The following is a 19,073-nucleotide window of genomic DNA, read 5'->3' as shown; positions in this document are numbered from 1 at the left end:
AAGCCATGCAGACCTGCGCCTCCCTAGCCCCCCAACGACGCAATGGCCCAGGCGGAGCCCCACCCTCCGGCCTCCCGCAGGAGAACAACACCCCCTGACCCACACCCCTGCGACCTCGCCCAGCCCCGCAACCCCAACCCAGGCGAGGGCACCGCCGGACCTCCCCCAGGTGAACGGCGATCGCTGATCCGTACGCGTGCAGGCTCTGCCCGCGCAAGGGCACTACTGACGGGCGCACTACCCGGGCTCCTGCAGTGGACGCTGATCGTTGACCCGCCCGCCTGCTTGACCACACCTCTGTGGCCTTGACCGGCACTGCGACAGCGACACGGGTGAGGGCGCTGCCGGGTCACTCACAGGTGAACAGTGGCCACTGGCCTGCGCCCTCGCGGGGCTTGGTTCGGCGCTGCGGCAGTGGCGCAGGTGTGGCGCTCCTTCCGACACCGCAGGAGAACGACGACCCCCGGCCCCATGGAGCAGCAGGCCGGCGAAGCAGGCCCGCAACGCGTCCAGACGACCTCTTGGAGCAGTCGTACGTGCAGCTGCTGGTGGAGCCCGGTGAGCTCCAGCACCTGAAACCCTTCCTGGAGACGAGCTTCTACCGCGGCGACAGCTTCGAACTGGGGCTCAAATGGCTGCTCGACGGCATCGAACACGAATACCGAGGAAAGTAGCCGTCGACCACCGTGCCGACGTAGCGTAGGCGGCGGCGTACGTGCCGCGACGACGAGACGGGGGCCAGGTGCGGGCAGCGAGAATCATCAGCGTGGCCATCATGCTGGTCCTGGCGACTGCCACCGGCTGCGACAGCGGTGACAAGAACACGACCCAGGCCGCGAGCGTTCCCACGGGCCTCGGGCAGTTCTACGGGCAGAAGCCCTCCTGGAAGGGCTGCGGCAACGGGTTCGAGTGCGCGACCGTACAGGTCCCGTTGGACTATGCCAAGCCGTCCGGCGAGAAGGTCGGTATCAAGGTCATCAGGCTTCCGGCCGAAGACGAGAAGAACCGGATCGGTTCCCTGCTCACCAACCCCGGGGGCCCGGGTGGCTCCGGCGTCGACTTCGTCCGCCAGGCCGCCCGCTCCTTCGGAGACGACCTGCGCCGCCGCTTCGACATCGTCGGCTTCGACCCGCGCGGCGTGGCGTCCAGTGACCCTGTCCGCTGCAACACCGGGCCGCAGTTGGACGAGTTCTTCGCCACGGACGCCTCCCCGGACGACCCGAAGGAGACCAACCAACTGGGCAGCGCGAGCAAGGCCTTCGCAGAGCGCTGCAAAGCCAAGGCCGACTCTGAGCTTCCCTACGTCGGCACGGTCAACGCCGCCCGCGACATGGACGTCCTACGCGCCGCCTTGGGAGACCAGAAGCTCACCTACTACGGTGCCTCCTACGGCACCTACCTGGGCGCCTTCTACGCCGAGCAGTTCCCCAAGAACATCCGGGCCTTCGTCCTGGACGGCGCCGTCGACCCGAAGCTCTCCTCCACGGACCTCCTGATCGAGCAGGCCAAGGGCTTCGAGACCGCCCTGCGCGCCTTCGCCGACGACTGCGTCAAGTCGGGTGCCTGCCCCTTCGGCGCCACCCCGGACGCGGTCATCGGCCAGGTCTCGTCCTTCCTCACGGCCACGGACAAGAAGCCCCTCAGCAATACGCGCGACTCCCGCAAGGTCACCGAGTCCCTGGCCGTGATGGGCATCGCTCGGGCCCTCTACGTCAAGGAGTACTGGCCCGTCCTGCGCCAGGCGCTCACGCAGGCTATGCAGAAGGGCGACGGCACCCTCCTCCTAGCCCTCGCGGACGAGATGGTCGAACGCAAGCCCAACGGCACCTACAGCAACCAGACCGACGCCAACATGGCCGTCAACTGCGTCGACAAGCCCAACCCACCGGACCTCGCCGCCTACGGCAAGTCCGCCGAGCAGGCCAAGAAGGTCGCCCCCCGCTTCGGACCTTTCGTCGTCTGGGGCGGCCTCCCGTGCGTCTACTGGCCCGTCCAGACCAAGCAGGCGCCCAAGCCCACCACCGCCCAAGGCGCCGCCCCCATCGTCGTCATCGGAACCATCCGCGACCCCGCCACCCCCTACAAGTGGGCCCAGAGCCTCGCCGGCCAGCTCTCCAGCGGCGTCCTGCTCACCTTCGACGGCGACGGCCACACCGCCTACCTCCAGGGCAACTCCTGCATCACCAAGACCACCGACGACTACCTGATCACCACCGACCCGCCCAAGGACGGAACCACCTGCCGCTGATTAACCGGTGCACACCCACCTCCAACACCCGGTAGACTTCTTCCCGCCGTGCCCCGCACGGCAGGCCGCCTTAGCTCAGTCGGCAGAGCGATTCACTCGTAATGAATAGGTCATCGGTTCGATTCCGATAGGCGGCTCCCAGCTCAAAGGCCCATCGCGACCACCCGCGATGGGCCTTCTGCATGACTGCCTGACACATTGCCTGACTAGGCGTCCTCGGCAGCGATGGGGAACACGTCGTCCATGGCCTCGGCGCCGGCCAGCAGGGCGGGTCGGATCTGGTGCCAGTAGACCGTCTCGGTGACCTCCGTGCTCTTGTGGCCGGCCAGCCGTGAGATGTCCTCGAGGGGGACGCCGGCGTCCGACAGGACCGACACGAAGCTGTGCCGTAGCTCCCGTGGCGTCCACTCGTCCGGGTTGAGGTCCGTCCTGGCCAGGACGGCCCGGAAGGACCGTAGGACGTTGTTGGCGTTCCGCTCGGTGCCCACGGTGGACGCGAAGACTAGGCCGTGCTCCTGCCAGGCCGTGCCGGCCGCCTGGCGCTGCTCGTCCTGTAGCTGGCGGTGAAAGCGCAGGGCCTCCACGCATCGCTTGGGCAGCGCCAGCGTGCGCCTGGACTTCTTCGTCTTGGTCTTGCCGCCGGCGCGCACCGACCGCCACACCCTGATGGACGGCGGGACGGGCGGCTCAGCTTCTGGTCGGCCGTCCAAGTCGACGTGCGTCCACGTGAGCGCGCGCAGCTCCTCCGTGCGAGCACCGATCAGCAGGGACAGAACGATGTAGGCGTACATCGAGGTATTCGTCGCCGCGGCCAGAACGGCGGCCGCCTGATCGAGCGTCAGCGACTTGGACGGACGCCCGGCTTTCCCGCGCGGTACCTCGCACAGCAGGACAACGTTTCGCTTCACCTTGTCGCGCGCTTGGGCGCGAGCCACGGACCGCTTGAGGATGGATCTGAGCTGGCGAAGAGTGTCAGTGCTGAGGTGCTCGGCCTTCTCGGCGAGCCAGGCGTCCACATCGTCGGCGGACAGTTCGCGCAGCTTCCGCGCGCCGAGGCTCGGGATGATGTGGTTGTCGGCCAGGCTCCGGCACTTGGTCCGCGTTTCGGAGTCTCGGTTCACGAGGCCGTATTCGAGCCAGTTCTCGACAGCGTGCCGGACGGTGTATCGGGTGTCCTCGCTCGGCAGGCCGTCGTCGCGGTCGCGCAGCTTCTCGTGGAGCTTCTTGAGCGCCTGGCGCTTGTTCTTGTCGGTGGCCGTCCGGACGATCCGCTTGCCCGCGGGGGTGTAGCCAATGGTGATCTCCGCGATCCAGCGCTGTCGGCTCTCGCTCCACCGCAGGCCGCCGTCCCCCTGAGGTCGGCGCTTTCGCTTCGGCTCACGGGCCGGGGCCAACTCCTCGGGACGGCTGGGAGGTGTCTCGGTCATCGTTCGTTCCTCCGGGTTGACTGTCACGCTGAGTGATGGTCGATGGGGCCCGGGCGTGGCTCTGCACGGCTGCACGCATGCACAGAATGCACATCAATTGATTTCTGTGCATTGTGTGCAGGCGTGCAAGGGTGCAGACGGCCGTGAGCCGCTCGGGCCGGTGACGGTGCGTGAGGGCGAAGGGTGGTCATGAGCCGTCGCCTGATGCGGTGTGCGGGTGGGCTTCGTAGACGGCGGCGGGTGCGCGGCCGGCCCCGCTGGCGCGGGGTGGCGTGGGCAGCCGTCGAATCCATCCGTGGGCTTCCAGCACGCGTAGGCCGGGGTCGATGTCAGCGACCTTGCGGAAGCGGGGCCTGAGCGCTTGGACGGCGTCGCGGGCGGTGAAGCGGTGGGTACCGGTGCGGGCGATCCAGTCGCGCAGGGCGCGGGCGTCGGCCAGGTCAGGATCGGCGCCGATGAGGTCGTAGGCCGCTTGGGCGTGGGTGAGGAAGTACTCGCCGATCTGGCGTGCGCAGGCGAACGTCTCCGCGCTAATGGGCCGGGTCCAGGTGCCGTGATGGTGGTGGGCCAGGTGGAGCAGGCCGGCGATGCGGACGACGGCGCCGGGGAACTTGCCTCCCCAGTCGGGCATGTGGGCCAGGTCGTTGCCGGGCCGGAAGCGCGGTTCGGTTTCGCGCAGCAGCTCCTGGACGGCGGCGGTGCCCGCATCGCTGAAGGTGAGGGAGACCGGTTCGCTGAGGCTGTGCAGTCGGGTGATGAGACTGGTGAGTGTGTCGGCGTAGGTCTGGGCGATGTGCGCGGGGATGAGTTCTGGGCTGGCGTCGCGGTAGCCGAGCAGTGAGGCCGGGACGGAGTAGAGGAGTCTTCCGAGGAGGCCCTGGCCGCGGAATTGCGGGGTGTCGGCGAGCCCGGCCAGGACGTCGGGCTGGGTGCAGATGCCGAGGGTCACGTGTGCGGACTCGATGACCTCCGAGGCGCGTCCGACGCGGTCGATTCGCATTCCTTCGCCAGCGTGGCCGTGCTTGAGGACGGCGAAGTTCGGGGCGCCGCTGTAGCGGCCGGCGGCGATGGAGAAGATCTCGCCCTCCGGGGACAGGACGGCCATCCGCCCGCCTTGCTGGGCGAGTTGCGAGGTGAGGACCTCGGGTGTCGCGTCGTCGGAGAACAGCCGCGGCTCGGCCGGCACCTGCAGCTCCTGGAGCCGTTCGGCGGCGATGCGCGCGTCGGCCAGGTGCTGCTCGCGGACGACGGCGTCAATGGCGTTGATCGCGGCCTTCTCGGCCTTCTCCATGTCGGCCTCGGCGACGCGCCGCTGAATGGCGATGTCGGTGATGTACGGCTGGGCCTCGTCGCGCAGCCTCGCCTCAGCGGCGCGGATCGGGGCGGTCATCGCAGAGAACACCTCGGACTTGCGGTTTCCGGGGCCGAGCGCGACGACGCTGAACAGGTTGGTCGGCTCGCGCCAGCCGCGCGCTTGGACCCAGACTTTGCCGCCGGCGGCGACGGCCAGGACGGCCAGGGCGAGGCAGCCGGAGAGGTCGGCCGGTGTCTGGGTCTGCTCGGCCAGCCGGGCGGCGTATTCGGCGAGCCAGTCCGGCAGCATCGGCAGCGGGAAGGTCGGCAGTTCACGGGCGGCCTCAAGCGGCGTGGGTTCCGGCCAGCCGCGGGCGTTGGGTGCGGTGATCTCTTGGACGGCGGAGGTGACGGCGCTGCGCAGGTCGGTGGTGTCGCCGCCGGCCGCCTGGTGGCCGAGCTGGGTGAGGTGGATGCCGGTTGTCGCGACGGTCCGGGCGTAGGCGAGATCGGCCAGTCGGCGCGCGTAGTAGCCGGCCTGGGTGGAGGACACCGTGTCCTGGATGAGCGTGTGCAGGTAGGGGCCGCCGCCGACCTTGCTGAGGCGGCGCGGGCCGAGCTCGGCTGCGACGGCGGTCGGCTCGCAGGGGTCGCCGCGGTCGACCAGGTCGCAGGCGGCCTGCCAGATGTCCTGATGGGCTGGCCGGTAGAACTCACTGCCGTCGAGGACGTCTCGGACGTCGGCCACGGCCCGGGCCGAGAGCATCATCGCTCCCAGGACCTGCCGTTCGGCTCCGAGGTCGTGGGGGAGCGCGCGGGCCAGGTCCTGCTCGTCGTCCTGGCCGCCGTCCACGACGCGAAGTGGAGGCTTGGTCATCGGGTGACCGTCCTCGAGGCGGCGGGCCGGATGGGCGGGCTTGCCCAAGCGGATCTCATGGGTCCTCCACGGCGGAGACGAGGCCGTCCGCGACTGGTGAGCGGGACGGGGCGGATGTGACTTGGCGGGCCGAGAGAGACCCGGTCCACCGCGGGCGGTGGCCGGGGTCTGCTTCTCAGCTCAGATCGGGGAAGGCCGGCTGGCGGCAGCCCGTGACACGGTTGAGGCCGTGGGCGGGGGCTGGGGGAGAGAGCTACAGGTCACAGGCGCTGTGACGCTGTGACACGGCGCCCGTGACGCAGGCGTGACGGTCGCCCGTGACACGCGCGTGACAAGATCATCCGTGCGGCGCGCTCGCTCCCACGCGCAGCCGCACGCGAGATGCCTGGGCCCTTGGGCGGTGTCACGTTCGGCGGCGTCATGCCGCCTGCCCGAGGTCGTCGCGGTCCAGCGGCGACAGGTCGGCGATGGTGTAGGTGGTGCTGTTTCCGGACTTGTCGGCCCGCAGGACGCCGCGATCGGTCAGGTCCTTGAGGACCTTGTAGGTCCAGGCGCGGCCGTTCCCGGTGCGGTTGCGCACGGCGGTCAGCTCGGCGTCGGAGGCGGTGAAGGACGGCTGCCCGGCCTGCTGGCGGTGGCGGAGCCAGTCGTGCACCAGGCCCCGCGCGGCGGCCGGAGTCATCGGGTCGCGGTCCTGGTTCTCGGTGACCAGTCCTTCGGCTTCGGCGTCGGTCGGCTCCTGGATCGGGTCGCCGGCCCCGGCGATGACGGCCGGGTCGGGGTCCTCGGTGCGCAGCGCGGCTGTGACGGGGTCGCCGTTGTCGCGCAGCCTGGCCACTGTCTCGGCCGCGGCGTCGGCGGCGACCAGGACCGGGCGGCCCTCTCCATCGTCGTCGGCGGCGCCGACGATGCCCTTGCGTTCCAGCGCCTCCAGGAGGCGCAGCGAGTCCTCCCGGGTGACGCGCAGTTTGCGCTGCAGCATCTGCGGTGAGGCGTGCTGTACGGCGATGACCTGCTCGGCGGCGTCGCCGAGCATCTCGGCGAACTCGGCTGCGAACGCCTCGCGCTCGTCCTCCAGGACGACGGCCGCACGCGGAGCGCTCGCCGGGGCCGACGCGGTGGCCTGGGCGGGCTGGACGCGGCTGAGGTCGGCGGTGAACGGGTCGACGTCCTTGGCGGCCGCGGGGTAGGCGGCGGCGTGGGCGGCCATCGCCGCGTTGGCCTCGGCGCTGCCAGCGCCCCAGGAAAAAGTCCGCAGCGGCATCGCGTAGTGGGTGGTCCGGACGCTCTTGCCGTCCAGGTAGGCCATGCCGGGGTAGTGGTCCTCCCACTCGTGCGGCTCGACGTCGGCCTTGCGCTGGCGTGCGGACACGCCGTACTTGACGTCGTCGGGGTCGGACAGCCCGAAGCACATCTTGGCCATCTGCGAGCGGATCAGCGTGGGGATCTGGGTGTAGTCGGCGCGCTGCAGCGAGAGGATCACGCTGCCGCCCGCCGAGCGGATCTCCTTGAGGATCTCGGCCAGGCGCTCCTCGTCCTCACCAGCCAGCTCGTTGAACAGCTTGGGGACCTCTTCGATGTGCAGGTACCAGTAGGTCAGCCCGCACCCGGGCTCCCACGCCTGGTAGCCGCGGGCGGCCAGCCACTTGGTGCGCTCGGGGATCGCGGCGTGCATCGCCCGGATGAGGTCGACCGCGCCGGCCTTCCCGGTCTCGAACCGGTGCAGGCCCTCGCGCAGCGGCCCCATGGTCTGGTCGTCCTTGGACACGTCGATGGAGAACACGGCGGCGTCGGCGCGGGTGATGATCTCGCCGACGATGTTCCAGGCCCCGCCGATGCTCTTGCCGGACCCGGTCATGCCCATGATCTGCAGGTGGTGGCCGACGAACCGGTACTCGACCTCGTCGCCGTCCTGGTAGATCCCGATCCGCAGCGGCTCGTCCACCGACCCGCCCGGCCGGGACGGACCGGGCCACATGATGGGACGGCGGATCGCGCGGGGGTCGGACACGGTGACGTGCGCCCGGTCGGCGCGGTCCTCGTCCCGAGCCACGATCACACTGCCGGGCGGGAGCTGCATGCCCGACTCGATGCGGGCGGTGGCCTTGACGGCGTCGTCGGCAGTCTTCTCCCCGGGCGGCAGCTGCATCTGGCCCTTGACCTTGTGGTCGGTGACCTCCACCGCCCGCACCCGTGCGCCCTTGAGCCCGGCCTGCTCCTTGGCCCGGTCGAACAGCGATCCGAGCGCGTCTCCGGTCCCGTCCCCGTCGCCCTGGGCGCGGATCACCGTCCGGATGTTCCAGCTCAGCGCGAGCGTGGCGCCTCCGAAGAACAGCGCGCCGGCGGTGGCGTCGGCGGTCACGCCGGTGATGGTGGCGACGGTGAACCAGGTGGTCGCCGAGGCCGTGGTCGCGGTGGAGTGGACCCGGCCGAGCATCCGGCGGCGGTGGGTGGCCATCCAGGTCAGCGCGGTCAGCAGCGTTGAGCCCAGCGTGCATCCGGCCGCCGCCCACGTCACCGCCGGGGGAGCGCCCCACATCGCGTGCGAGACCGCGCCGCCGGCGGCCTCGAGGCCGAGCACCGCCCACGGCGGCACCAGCACGCCCACCTTCGACACGGCCGACACCGCGATGCGCTCCATCGTGGCGTCCTGTACGAGCTGCAGGCTCTGGGTCTTGCGTGCCATCACAGATCAACCTCGCCTCTGTACTCGCTCTTCTTCGTGGCGCGCTGGTCGCCGGCCAGGAACTCGTTGCGGAACTGGATGTTGAACTTCACGGCCTCGGCGCTGATCCCCTCGACCAGCTCCCGGGCCTCACGCAGGTGCCGAGACACCCGCCACGCCCGCACGGCCACGTCCACTCCCGCCAGCAGCGGGTGACCTTTGAGCTGCCGCATCGCGGCGTCGGCGGCCGCCTCCGCGGCGTCCAGCTCCCGCGCCAGGTCGTGCGCGAACCGCTGCGTCGCCTTGGCATAGGCGGCGACCTGCTTGGGCACCTTGCCGCCGAACTCGATAGCGGCGATCTCGTCCAGCCGCTGCGCTCCCGAACCCATCTGCGTTGTCCCTCCTGGTCTGTGGTCGCAACCCCGGCCAGGCCGGGGGCGGCGCCCGAGTGGTGGCCGCCCCGCGGCGCCGACTAGGACGGAATGAAGTGCCTGCGGTACGAGCGCTGGAACTGGTCCGCGCTGTCTCCCACCGAGGCGGCCAGGTCCTGCGCGCGCTTGAGGCGCTTGGCGACCCGGCGGGCCCGGACCTTGGAGTCAAGGCCGAACAGCAGCAGGTGCCCCTTCATCGAGCCCATCGCCGCCTCGGCGTCGACGGCGGCGATCTCCAGCTCGGTCCGCCACCGGTCGGCCAGCGCCTCCAGCTCCTGGCTGTACTTCTTGAACGCCTCGCCCAACGATCCGCGGAACTCGATCCGGGCCAGCTCGCTGATGTTGTTCACCGCCATACCTCCTGCTCGTTGTCGTCGACGACGTCGGCATCCACCGCGCCGGCGTGCCCGGCCCGGAACTCATCGGCCAGCGCCCGTCCCGCCCTGCGCAGCCGCGGCCCCAGGGGCGCCACCCCAAGCAGCGCCGTCACCAGGGCATCCACGGCTGACGCGACCAGGGCCAGGACCGCCAGCAACCCGTAGGCGACGGGACTGAGGCGTTCCCAGGTGGACGGGCCGGGCGGCGGCTGGATCCGGAAGTGCCGGGCCAACCCGGCTCCGCCGGCGGCGGTGCTGTGCGCGCCGCTCACCGCCGCCTCCGGGCAAAAGGGCGCGCGACCCACCACGCGGTCAGCGCCGCCACCATGCAGGCGGCGTTGCCGTACATCGCCGTCCAGGTAGTCAGCGCCGCCCACAGCGCCAGAAACACGACCAGGAACGCCAGCACCGCCCGGCCCGGCGACCGCCGAGACCTGGCCCGCGCGCTCACCGCGCCACCCGCTGCGACCGGCCTCGGACACCGACGTAGACGCACAACGCGCCATAGGTCGACGCCATGACAACCGCCAGCAGCAGGACCCGGCCCAGGGCGTCCAGCCCTGGAGCAAGACCGATGAGAGCCAGCAGCGCCAGGAAGGCGCCGACCAGAACTCGAGGCAGCATGAAGCGGGGACGAGCGGGCGGGACCGTGTTGCCAGCAGCCCGGTGGTCCTCAACCTCGGCGAGCACGGCCAGGACCTCGGCGGAGCGCTCGCCGAGGTGCTCGGCGGCCAGCACAGACAGCCGACGCAGGCAGGCCGCACGCCGCTCGGGCGCGGACGTGTGCGCCAGCTCCGTCCAGGCGTGCAGCTCGGCCGCGTGCTCGGCGTCCGGCGGCGTCTGACCGACCGGCCAGGTGATCGTCCCGATGACCGCGCGCTCGGTCGCCGCGACCTGACGCAGCAGCGCCGCCTGGCCGGCCAGCGACACCGCCACCGGCCGCCCGTCCGCGTCGGCCTCGCGGCCCCACGCAGCGGTGTGCAGCTCGGCCAGCCGCTCGATGAGCTGCGCGGCGTAGTCCAGCAGCGCGGCGCGGTCGTCGTGGTCCTGGGCGGCGTACAGGTCGTCGATGGTCTCGTTCAAGGTGTCCTGCAGCCCGGTGTACCGGTGCCGGACGGCCACGCGGTCGACCCGTGACCGCACGACGCTGGGGATGGTCTTCAACATCGAGAAAGCTCCTGTGGTGTCGTGGAGGGGATAGGGGCCGGCTCCGCCAGGTCCGGCCCCTACCTGTCGTTGGTCAGCGGGCGGGGGTGCGGAACTCGCCGTCCTTGGAGCAGCGCCAGACGTCCTGGCTCGGGCCGGTGGACCCCTCGCGGCCGCCGTAGGTCACGTTCTGCGCGCTACCGCACTTCGGGCAGCACGCCGTGCCGCTCACTTCCTGCCGCCCTTGGCCAGCTCGGGGTAGCCGCGCCCCTTCTTGCCCCACATCGAGGACGTGGGCGCCGTCGCGGTGCCGCCGCTGCTGGACTTGGTCTGGTCGGACATACTGGGACCTGCCTCTCTTGAGGTGGGCCTCGCCGTTGTCTTTCCTAGGGACCGTCGGCGGGGCCCTTTTCACTGGTCGCGGACCGGATTGCCCGCGACGGTGGGCGGCCGGACGTCAGCCGGCGGCCCTGCTCACCTGGGTGGCGACGGACAGCCCCTCGGCCACCACCTGCTCGGGCACGGCACCGGGGCCGGGCGGCAACCCGATCTCCTCCAAGTGGCCGGCCACGTAGGCGGCCGGGGCCGGCTCCCCGCGCACGGCCGCCGCGACGGTCGCGCGGGCATGCGTGAGCAGCTCGACGTAGGCCACGTGCAGCTCGGTGAAGGCCTGCCTTGCCGACCGGGCCTCGGCCGCCAGCGACTCCAGGTGCGTACGCAACGCCGTCTCCTGGTCTCGACGCGCGGCCAGCTCGGCGTGGGCCTCGGCCAGGTCCTGTCGGGCCTGGTTGAGTCGGCGCCGCAAGTCCAACTCGTACGGCGACCCGACCGCGTATCCGGTCTGGAGCGTCGTCATCACCGTTCGCCTCCCACCACGGTCAGCCCGCCACGCGCCGGCGGCTCGTCCCGCTCGGGGAGCGCCTGGACGACGGCGCGATGGAGGTCGGCGAGCCGCTCGGCGTACAGCTCCTTGATCCGCTTGGCGCGTCCGAACCCCACGTTGAGCGCGCTCTGCACCTGGCGGATGGACGCGTCCTCGGGCACCTCACCGCGGTCGATCGCCGCCACCAGCCGCTCGCACTGCTGCTCATCGGTCAGCGGACGCGGCGCGGGCTTGGCGCTCTCAGGCACCCGGACGCCCCTGTTCGGCCGCCGCTTACGAGGCGCTGCCGCCCTCGGCTCTCGCGCCAGGTCACCACCGGTTCGCGGACCCGCTTCACCGCCGGGGGCGGGGGCGTGGGCGGGCTCGGGACGGGCGATGACCGGCAGCGTCAGCCGCTGCCCGCTGGGGACAGGCCACACGGCCGCACGGCCGGTAGCGACCTCCTCAGAACCGCACTGCACACCGGCATTGAGTGCACTGCCGGCAGCGCCTGCCGGAGTGCCGACACGGACGCTGTCGGCCGAGGCCTGCTCGCGCGGACGCATCTCCATCTCGGCCAGCCGCGGCACCGCCTGGCCGTCCTGGTCGTGCCAGGGGTCGGCCTCAGCAATCGACTGGTCGATGACGCCGATCAAGTGAGCCGTCACCGCCGCACCGACCGGGCCGAGCGCGTGCGCGAACATCGAGCTGGCGACCGCCCACCCCGACACCTGCGAAGCGTCGCCGGCTGGCACCGCCGCCACCAGGTTCAGCACGATCGAGGTGAACAGGCACCCGAAGCCGACCTTCTCGGCCTGCCGCGCCAGCGTGCCGCCGGACGCCGCCAGCCTGGCGCGACACACGATGATCCAGCACACCGCGCCGATCAGCAGGGCCTCCAAACCCCACAGCGTCCACCACACCGGACTGTCGGCGTGCACGCCCATCAGCCGGGCGGCGCCCTGCTGAACCCCGGTCGTCGACCAAACGCCGAACCCGACCAGCACCGGAACCAGCACCCGCAGGTTCCGAGCCCGCAGCCACTCCAGCCGCAGCGCCCGGGCCTCCCCGGACCGCGCCATCACCGCCCGGATCCGCGTCCGCTCACCGGCCGCGCGGAACTCCCGATACATCCGGGCCAGCTCCGCCTCGGCGCGGACATCGGCCTCACGCTCGGCACGCGCCAGCTCGGCCAGCCGCGACTCGGTCGCCACATCCGCCCGAGCCCGGCCATGGCCAGCCTCCGCACGCGCCCGGTCCAGCTCATCCGCCCGCCGCGCGTCCGCCAACTCGCGCCGACGCCGCAGCTCGCGGGCCAGCTGCTCGGGGTTGACCGGCTCGGCGTTGGCCTCCGACCTCCTCTTGAGGATCGTCATCGCGAACGCCCTCCTGCCAGAACATCCAGGACCGGCCCGACCGCGCGGTTCAGCTCCACGACCAGGCCCTCAACGGCCTGCCGGGCGCAGTCCTCCACACCGTCATCGGGACCCTCGGGAGCCTCCGGCAACCGGTCGACCGGCACGACGAAGGTCAGCGCCAGGCTGGCCTGCATGAACGGCGACCCAGCCACGTCCTGCTCGGTGGGCTCCACGAAGTCGTAGCCTTCACCGCGCAGCTCGGTAGGCCAGTCGCGCCAGCGTCGGCCGCCCTGCCAGTCGAACGACCGGGCCAGAGCCGCCGGCCAGGGAGCCACCAGGCTCACCGCCGCGATCAGCGACCCGTCCCACTGGCTCCGCTCGACCCGGGCGCCCAGCACCCGGGAGCTGCTGCGGACGTAACCGGGAGCCATCACGGGACCGGTCGCCGTCCGCCAGGCCGCCGACGCGAACTCGACGCGCCTGGACGACGGCTCTCCCCTCGCCTCCCAGCACTCGGCGAACGAGCTGTCCAACCGGTCGCGGACGTAGGCGCCGTACCGGGACACGCCATCACTTGCGTACTCCCGGTCGTACTCCTCATCGACCCAGAACGGGCCCGCTGAGGTGTCAAAATGAAGGTTCATCGGGTTGGACCTCCAAGGTCCGATCAAGGCCCTCGTCAGGCGGTTGCGTCGCCATGACGAGGGCCGCTCTACTTCTCCGGGCTCTTGAGCCGCACCTGCACATAGGCGCGCACGTTCAGCGAGGCACCCCGGCACGGATACGCCGGCGACACCTCAACCACGTCGAAGACCTCGGCGAGCGCCTCCGCTCCGGCCAGAACCTCCTCGGGCAGACCGATAAGGCGGATCTGCAGACCTGCAGCGGCCGAGCCGGTGGCCACAGGCCTCAAGGCCAGGTCGGAAGCGGACTTGCCGTGGGCGCGTGCCATCAACTGGCCTCGCTCTCCAGCAAGGCGATGTACTCCGCGATGGCCGAGCCCGGGATCCGCCGCGAACGGCCTTCCTGAACCGAGCGCAGCCGACCCGACCGGATCAGCTCGTAGATGACGCTCCGGGACAGCGACAGCAGCTCCATCGCCTCACTGACCCGGTACAGCCGCGCTGGCGGCGCCGTCTCAGCGGCACTTGCACTCGTGATGGTCATCGGATTGGGACCTCCCATGCCGACCCAGGCCGGACCGAACCGGCCAGGGCCATACGTGTCCACTAGCGTCCAGTCAGACACCTAGACGTCTAGACGAGTATGGGAGAACCGTGACACGACTCATCTAGATGAGTCAAGCGCTACCGCGCAGGAAGCTCGTACGAGAGGACGTAGGCGTCACTCGACATGACCGTGTCGCAGACCTCGACAGGGCATCCGTCCTGGTCATAGGCCGTCCGCACGAGATGGAACACCGGCACCCCGGGCGCGAGTTTCAGCGCTCGGGCCTCGTCCCGAAGCGGCATGCGAGCCCGGATCTCCTCGGTGAAGTGGTCGAGACGATGGCCGAGCTCCTCCAGTCGGGCATAGATGCCACCAGGCCCGCTGTTGGGCTGCGTGATCTGCGAGCCGCGGGCTATCGAGGCAGGGATGTATGAGGTCGCCGTCTCGACCGGATGCCCATTGAGCAGGTACCGCCGCGCCCGCACGATCACCAACTCGTCCTCAGCAAGATTCAGCTTCGCCGCAACCTCGGGCGCCGGCTTGCTCTCCTGGATCTCGATGGAGTCGACCGACGGTTTCACGCCAGCGTCCTCGGCCTCGGCGATGAAGGCGGCCTTGCCCTGTTCGCGATGGTGACGAGCAAAGCGGTCGGAAGCCAGCCGGCGGACAGGCGGCCGCGACCGAACGAACACACCCTTGCCGTGCTCGGCCACCGTCAGGCCCTCGCTCTGCAGGATCTGCAGAGCATGCCGAACCGTCATCCGAGCAACGTCGTAGTGTCCGATGAGCTGGCTCTCAGAAGGAAGCTTTTCGCCCGGCCCGAGCTCCTTACTGTCGATTGCCGCACGCAGGTGGTCAGCGATCTGCTTGAAGACCGGCCGATCACTTGTCGCATCCAGATCCGGCAACCCAAGCTCGCCCACCTGCAGCCAACTCCTCAACTCGTACGTACGTGTACTAGCGTGAGTCTATTAGCCGGACCTGCTCAAGGAGCTTGCGTGATGCCCAACAGTCGCCACTCCGTCAGTGTGGCGGGCGTCGTCGTCGACGATGAGGGCCGCGCCCTCCTGATCCAGCGCCGAGACAACGGCCACTGGGAAGCGCCCGGCGGCATCCTGGAGCAAGACGAGGACATCATCACCGGCCTCCGCCGCGAGGTCCAGGAGGAGACCGGCCTCGAGGTGACGCCGATCGCCCTGACCGGCGTCTACAAGAACATGCCCCGCGGCATCGTCGCCCTGGTCTTCCGCTGCAAGGCCAAGTCCGGCACTCTCCGCGAGTCAGACGAAAGCAGCGACTTCCGCTGGGTCACCGCAGACGAAGTAGCCGACCTAGCGAACGAGGCCTTCGCCATTCGCGTTCAAGACGCCCTAGCCACCCACCCCACAGTTCCCATTCGCCAACACGACGGATATTCCATTCTCGAATGATTAGATGCTGGCGCCTGAGGACTATGTAAATATAAACCGCGAGCTAAGCTAAAGACTAAACTCGTTCTATTTGTATGCTTGCGCGCCGTCTGAACGTAAAGTATGGCAGATTTGTGAAACGCTCGATCTATTCATGGCGATCACGTTCCTCAAAGTACAAATTGCTACCGCCACAAAGTTCGCAGTCCTCTGCCCGAGGATTCGCCAGTCGAACCCAAGCGTGAAGGCGCCTCAGCCTCACACGTTCAAGCCTTTGCATATCTGGCGACAGCAAAGCATTCGCCAAAATATCTACGGCCTGCTGCCATTGCCCTATCTGAATAAGATAGGTTGCCGCGGCGCAGACCTCCTTGTCGTCCGCGGTTTTGTCAATAAGGACATCAAGCCACATCCTGGTCGACATATCCATACCACCGGCCAGGGCAATCTGCTGCGATAGGTTAATCCTTTTCGCCGCCTGAGGCATGTGCTGGTGCACGGCTTCAAGAAAATCTTCTGGCGTGCCAAGATCAGCAGCTATAGCTAGTGCAGTCAACGCGTCCGGTGGTAGTGTGCCATCCCTCTCCAGGAGGTCAGCCGCAAATGCCTTCGCTGCGTATAGACGCCCAGAGATAACCAACTCAATTGCGAGCCGTCCAATTTCATCCGGCGGCAGGTTGTGGCGTCGTACTGCCTCTACGAGCGAGTCTAGATCATCCGTAAGGCCTGAGTTGAGATATGCTCTTAACGCATAGGAATTAAATTCACCTGCTTCGAGAGCGGACCAAACAATTGACCTGGCCTCCTGATGGTACCCGAGTTCGCTGATGATTTCCGCCACCATGAAGCGGGCGCTCTTATTTGGAAATCTCTCCTGCTGTTGATTGACCGCCTGAATTATATGAGGTAGGGCAGGCTGGCCACCAACGTTGAGCCAAGCCTTTGCCGCGTCGCGCGTGTCATATGCATCTGCCTTGGGGTCATCGAAAATTTTCTGGGCAAAGGCTATGGCTATTTCGCCGTTGCCATACTCCGCGAACGTGTTAGCGATAAGCGCACCCGCCCATGCATCCACGTGTGGACGGGCCCGCAACGCAGCTACTATGTCGTCGACTGCTACAGTGCCGGCGGCCGTAATCCACGCGCGGACAGCTGTCGCGAGTGTCGCTTGCCCGACGCCGGGCGAATTGACTAGGCGTTTCGCGAACTTGATGGCCGGTTCTATAGCGCCAGATTTGGCGAATGCTATCGCCAGATCCGAGAGGTCGCCTTCGCTACGCCAGGTGGCCTCATAGTGGTCTGCAAGTGGCGTAAGAGCGTCTTTTCCTCTATGAATAGCGAGAATGTCGGCTGCTGTCTCTAGAACGCCATACCCACCCTCGGCACTCCTCAATGTTTTCTCTGCAAGTCGTACTGCGGTTTCCACATCACCGAGCTCTACAAGAGCTTCCGCTGTTTCGGCCACAGTCGCAGCTGGACACAAGGGATTGTCGCCCGCGTTAGTAAGTAGAGCTCTGATAAAATCGGTCTCTTCAGGAGCAATCTCGCGGATACCAAGTGCGATGCTCACCATGTCCTCACAATCGGATCCTTCCGAGCATAGTTCTCTAAGCCAGTCGAGGGCTCTTTGTGTATCGGAAATTGAACCGAATGCGACGGCTGCGTGCGCCCGTACTCTAACTGACAGTTCTGGACTGTCGATTAGAGCATGCAGCCTTTCGACTGTGTAAGCATTATCTGTGAGACCTGCTATGACTCGAAAGACTTGCTTAGCATTTGAGTGAAGGAATCGATCTGCGTGCACGGAACCGGCAGACAGATCTGAGACTGAACTGAGCATAGCCAGACCGATTAACCGGTCTACTACGGCCTTGGCAAGGTCGTCCTCTATTTCAATTCCCTCCCCCAGCAGATATCCCGCTAGCAGGAGGCGATCGTTGCCACCTTCCAACAGCTTTCGTACGATAATGCCTGTATCGTGCTCAGGGCGTCGACCCCAAAGTGCCATTGTGAACAGCGCGAAATTCCTCTCTGCCTCCTTGAGTCCTCGAGCGATCCACGCCTCGGCCTCGGGAAAATCAACCGAAATGCTGCGTGCATGGGAGCGAGCGGCGAGAAATTCGGCGAACGAAAGATGATGAAACTTTACTCCATCACCCTCGTAAACAAAAACACCGGTGTCGATGAGTAGTTGCCGAACATCGTGTTCCCATCCTGACGGCAGTTCCAGGTCGCCTGGGTGATTCTCGCGAATCCATGTCTGTGCGACCTCCAGGAGAAGTGAGCTGCCCTCCATGCGTTTGCGTGCAAGGAAATCTACAATCGTGCCACGTTGCCCGTGCAACCAATCAGCAAGTCGCAGTCGAGTTGGGTCGGCACTAGCTAGTCGACGAAACTCGGCAAAGGTGTGCCGTCCGCCTGCATCAGTGACTAGATAACTATGGAACCGGTCATATAGGTCAGCCCGGTTGGTCGGCAATGGGCGTTGAGGTTCCCGAGTCTGTGCTACGGCGGCAATGGTGGCTAGAAGCGGATTCCGCACTAGTTCACGGAGGCGACCGTCCTCAATTTGACGAAGAAAGCGGGATTCTTGCTCGGTGGCAGTGTCGGGATCCTGCTCTCTGAACCAACCCGAAGCGAATTCTTGTAGTTCGCGTCGCTGAAACGGTTCTATGCGATACGCCCCCCACTGGCTGCCGCTAAGAGGCGCTAGTTCCTCATCTGGTAGCGGCCGTGTTGTCACTACAAATCGATAGTTGCCCCCGGCCTTGGCGTGCTGCCCGATGCTCTGAATGACCGAGGCACGTGTAGCTCGGTCGAGAATCTCATCTAGCCCATCGATGAAAATCATCCATCGGCACCCCTGTGTCCGACCGGAAAAGAGACGGGGAGGAAGCTCATCGACAAGAGCCCGGCCGAGGGCTCGATGGGCTGCTGTGGCAAGGACTGCGCTCCAAGTGCCCTCAGTCGCAAGTGCCCAGGCAGAGATCCACAGGGGAACGACCGGCTCCTCGACAGGCGGTGTCACAGCATCCCGCTCGCCCAGCCAGATCTGTGAGAGTTCCAAGGTGAGATGCTGGCTGAGTGTGGACTTCCCCGAGCCGGGCTCGCCCATTACGACCAGATGATCGTGGCGGTTCAGTGCGTCCTTAACACCAAGCGAGGCTTCCCGACCTCGTCCCCCGCGCGGTGCACGCTCTGCGCCGTCGTCAGCTCTCATGCCGTCTGCCTCGGCCGACCCGCGCTGGGCGCGTGCGCGGACATGTTGACGAACGTAGATTGCCGAAAGAGGAGGCACTCGGACGCGCAGCAGTTCGTAGGGGAGTTGCTCGACCGCCTTGCTCTGAGGATCGAGCAGGTTCTCTAGGGCGAGCTCGGGCCTCGGAAGGTCTGCCCAGGACGTTACTCGAGGCTTCTTGTCCTTCGCCTCGGCTGCTGCCCGTCGATCCTTGGCGTGCTTGGCCTTCAACCACAACGCCATTACGGCGTCTACGTCTTGGTCCAGGGCGGCAGCGACGGCTCGCATCGACTCGGGGGCGAGGAACCGAGTGCCGTAGTAGATCCCGTACATCTGGTTCTTCTCGAACGGCAGTCGCTGGACAAACGCGTTCACCGAGGCGTACCCCGCATCGGCGAGCGCCTGCCGGAACCAAGCGGCGAGCTCCTGAAGCTCGGGGTACACCTGGCGCTCAGACTTTGCAGGGCGGCCCACAGGTGGCATCGCCTACCTCCGAGTTTCTAATGGTTTCCTCACCCTAGAGGGAAATCTCGGTGACATGCCACGGTCGGTGGGACATGCCCAGCATCGGC

18 protein-coding genes and 1 tRNA gene are annotated in these 19,073 nt (G+C 67.7%); 4 read left to right on the top strand and 15 right to left on the bottom strand.

What is annotated here, in order from left to right:
• Positions 1-521: 521 nt before the first annotated feature.
• The 3 genes from K4S16_RS44380 (at position 522) to K4S16_RS16445 (ending at position 2,385) form a co-directional block, all read left to right on the top strand.
• On the top strand, positions 522-674 hold the full coding sequence (locus K4S16_RS44380) for a hypothetical protein (RefSeq protein ID WP_160160931.1): 153 nt from the start codon (positions 522-524) through the stop codon (positions 672-674).
• Between the two features lie 101 nt (positions 675-775).
• Positions 776-2,248 carry an alpha/beta hydrolase gene (locus K4S16_RS16450; protein WP_149260155.1) on the top strand — a complete coding sequence of 491 codons (1,473 nt, stop codon included), beginning with the start codon at positions 776-778 and terminating at the stop codon, positions 2,246-2,248.
• Positions 2,249-2,312: 64 nt separating this feature from the next.
• Positions 2,313-2,385: transfer RNA gene (locus K4S16_RS16445), tRNA-Thr, on the top strand.
• Positions 2,386-2,454: 69 nt separating this feature from the next.
• Here the strand turns inward: K4S16_RS16445 and xerC are convergent.
• The 14 genes from xerC to K4S16_RS16380 form a co-directional block, all read right to left on the bottom strand.
• Positions 2,455-3,675 carry a tyrosine recombinase XerC gene (gene xerC, locus K4S16_RS16440; protein WP_149259817.1) on the bottom strand — a complete coding sequence of 407 codons (1,221 nt, stop codon included), beginning with the start codon at positions 3,673-3,675 and terminating at the stop codon, positions 2,455-2,457.
• Positions 3,676-3,862: 187 nt separating this feature from the next.
• On the bottom strand, positions 3,863-5,845 hold the full coding sequence (locus K4S16_RS16435; protein WP_149259816.1) for a DUF3987 domain-containing protein: 1,983 nt from the start codon (positions 5,843-5,845) through the stop codon (positions 3,863-3,865).
• Between the two features lie 418 nt (positions 5,846-6,263).
• Positions 6,264-8,531, bottom strand: a complete 2,268-nt coding sequence (locus tag K4S16_RS16430; protein WP_149259815.1) for a DNA translocase FtsK — start codon at positions 8,529-8,531, stop codon at positions 6,264-6,266.
• The gene (locus K4S16_RS16425) at positions 8,531-8,899 is read right to left on the bottom strand and encodes a hypothetical protein (protein WP_149259814.1); all 369 of its coding nucleotides are present in this window, start codon (positions 8,897-8,899) and stop codon (positions 8,531-8,533) included. The genes K4S16_RS16430 and K4S16_RS16425 overlap by 1 nt, the downstream gene beginning before the upstream one ends.
• Before the next feature lie 83 nt (positions 8,900-8,982).
• Positions 8,983-9,297, bottom strand: coding sequence for a hypothetical protein (locus K4S16_RS16420; protein ID WP_375708333.1), 315 nt, complete (start codon positions 9,295-9,297; stop codon positions 8,983-8,985).
• A complete protein-coding gene (locus K4S16_RS16415) occupies positions 9,288-9,590 on the bottom strand; it encodes a hypothetical protein (protein WP_149259812.1) in 303 nt (100 codons plus the stop codon). Before K4S16_RS16415 ends, K4S16_RS16420 begins: the two co-directional genes overlap by 10 nt.
• A complete protein-coding gene (locus K4S16_RS44375; RefSeq protein WP_160160930.1) occupies positions 9,587-9,769 on the bottom strand; it encodes a hypothetical protein in 183 nt (60 codons plus the stop codon). The genes K4S16_RS16415 and K4S16_RS44375 overlap by 4 nt, the downstream gene beginning before the upstream one ends.
• Complete coding sequence (locus K4S16_RS16410; RefSeq protein ID WP_149259811.1) at positions 9,766-10,485, bottom strand: hypothetical protein; 720 nt, start codon at positions 10,483-10,485, stop codon at positions 9,766-9,768. Before K4S16_RS16410 ends, K4S16_RS44375 begins: the two co-directional genes overlap by 4 nt.
• Positions 10,486-10,921: 436 nt before the next feature.
• Complete coding sequence (locus K4S16_RS16405; protein WP_149259810.1) at positions 10,922-11,320, bottom strand: hypothetical protein; 399 nt, start codon at positions 11,318-11,320, stop codon at positions 10,922-10,924.
• Positions 11,320-12,702: a hypothetical protein gene (locus K4S16_RS16400; RefSeq protein ID WP_149259809.1), complete on the bottom strand. Its 1,383-nt coding sequence runs from the start codon at positions 12,700-12,702 to the stop codon at positions 11,320-11,322. Before K4S16_RS16400 ends, K4S16_RS16405 begins: the two co-directional genes overlap by 1 nt.
• Positions 12,699-13,328, bottom strand: a complete 630-nt coding sequence (locus K4S16_RS16395) for a hypothetical protein (protein WP_149259808.1) — start codon at positions 13,326-13,328, stop codon at positions 12,699-12,701. The genes K4S16_RS16400 and K4S16_RS16395 overlap by 4 nt, the downstream gene beginning before the upstream one ends.
• 68 nt (positions 13,329-13,396) lie before the next feature.
• Positions 13,397-13,636: a hypothetical protein gene (locus K4S16_RS16390; protein WP_149259807.1), complete on the bottom strand. Its 240-nt coding sequence runs from the start codon at positions 13,634-13,636 to the stop codon at positions 13,397-13,399.
• The gene (locus tag K4S16_RS16385) at positions 13,636-13,851 is read right to left on the bottom strand and encodes a helix-turn-helix domain-containing protein (RefSeq protein WP_149259806.1); all 216 of its coding nucleotides are present in this window, start codon (positions 13,849-13,851) and stop codon (positions 13,636-13,638) included. The genes K4S16_RS16390 and K4S16_RS16385 overlap by 1 nt, the downstream gene beginning before the upstream one ends.
• 140 nt (positions 13,852-13,991) lie before the next feature.
• Entirely contained in the window at positions 13,992-14,777 is a 786-nt protein-coding gene (locus tag K4S16_RS16380) for a GntR family transcriptional regulator (protein ID WP_149259805.1), read from the bottom strand.
• Positions 14,778-14,855: 78 nt separating this feature from the next.
• Between K4S16_RS16380 and K4S16_RS16375 the strand changes: the two genes are divergently transcribed.
• Positions 14,856-15,284: an NUDIX hydrolase gene (locus tag K4S16_RS16375; protein WP_149260154.1), complete on the top strand. Its 429-nt coding sequence runs from the start codon at positions 14,856-14,858 to the stop codon at positions 15,282-15,284.
• A 127-nt stretch (positions 15,285-15,411) separates the two neighbouring features.
• Here K4S16_RS16375 and K4S16_RS16370 read toward each other — a convergent pair whose 3' ends face one another.
• The gene (locus K4S16_RS16370) at positions 15,412-18,984 is read right to left on the bottom strand and encodes an NACHT domain-containing NTPase (protein ID WP_149259804.1); all 3,573 of its coding nucleotides are present in this window, start codon (positions 18,982-18,984) and stop codon (positions 15,412-15,414) included.
• Positions 18,985-19,073: the final 89 nt, after the last annotated feature.

Source organism: Actinomadura sp. K4S16, assembly GCF_008327685.1.
In the GTDB taxonomy this organism is placed as follows: domain Bacteria; phylum Actinomycetota; class Actinomycetes; order Streptosporangiales; family Streptosporangiaceae; genus Spirillospora.
This window is presented reverse-complemented; position numbering and strand designations above follow the sequence as displayed.

Bases quoted from the DNA above. Each gene is read 5' to 3' on its own strand.
- K4S16_RS16450 (WP_149260155.1), top strand. From the start codon at position 776: ATGCTGGTCCTGGCGACTGCCACCGGCTGCGACAGCGGTGACAAGAAC.
- xerC (WP_149259817.1), bottom strand. From the start codon at position 3,675: ATGACCGAGACACCTCCCAGCCGTCCCGAGGAGTTGGCCCCGGCCCGT.
- K4S16_RS16435 (WP_149259816.1), bottom strand. From the start codon at position 5,845: ATGACCAAGCCTCCACTTCGCGTCGTGGACGGCGGCCAGGACGACGAG.
- K4S16_RS16430 (WP_149259815.1), bottom strand. From the start codon at position 8,531: ATGGCACGCAAGACCCAGAGCCTGCAGCTCGTACAGGACGCCACGATG.
- K4S16_RS16425 (WP_149259814.1), bottom strand. From the start codon at position 8,899: ATGGGTTCGGGAGCGCAGCGGCTGGACGAGATCGCCGCTATCGAGTTC.
- K4S16_RS16420 (WP_375708333.1), bottom strand. From the start codon at position 9,297: ATGGCGGTGAACAACATCAGCGAGCTGGCCCGGATCGAGTTCCGCGGA.
- K4S16_RS16410 (WP_149259811.1), bottom strand. From the start codon at position 10,485: ATGTTGAAGACCATCCCCAGCGTCGTGCGGTCACGGGTCGACCGCGTG.
- K4S16_RS16405 (WP_149259810.1), bottom strand. From the start codon at position 11,320: ATGACGACGCTCCAGACCGGATACGCGGTCGGGTCGCCGTACGAGTTG.
- K4S16_RS16400 (WP_149259809.1), bottom strand. From the start codon at position 12,702: ATGACGATCCTCAAGAGGAGGTCGGAGGCCAACGCCGAGCCGGTCAAC.
- K4S16_RS16395 (WP_149259808.1), bottom strand. From the start codon at position 13,328: ATGAACCTTCATTTTGACACCTCAGCGGGCCCGTTCTGGGTCGATGAG.
- K4S16_RS16390 (WP_149259807.1), bottom strand. From the start codon at position 13,636: ATGGCACGCGCCCACGGCAAGTCCGCTTCCGACCTGGCCTTGAGGCCT.
- K4S16_RS16385 (WP_149259806.1), bottom strand. From the start codon at position 13,851: ATGACCATCACGAGTGCAAGTGCCGCTGAGACGGCGCCGCCAGCGCGG.
- K4S16_RS16375 (WP_149260154.1), top strand. From the start codon at position 14,856: ATGCCCAACAGTCGCCACTCCGTCAGTGTGGCGGGCGTCGTCGTCGAC.
- K4S16_RS16370 (WP_149259804.1), bottom strand. From the start codon at position 18,984: ATGCCACCTGTGGGCCGCCCTGCAAAGTCTGAGCGCCAGGTGTACCCC.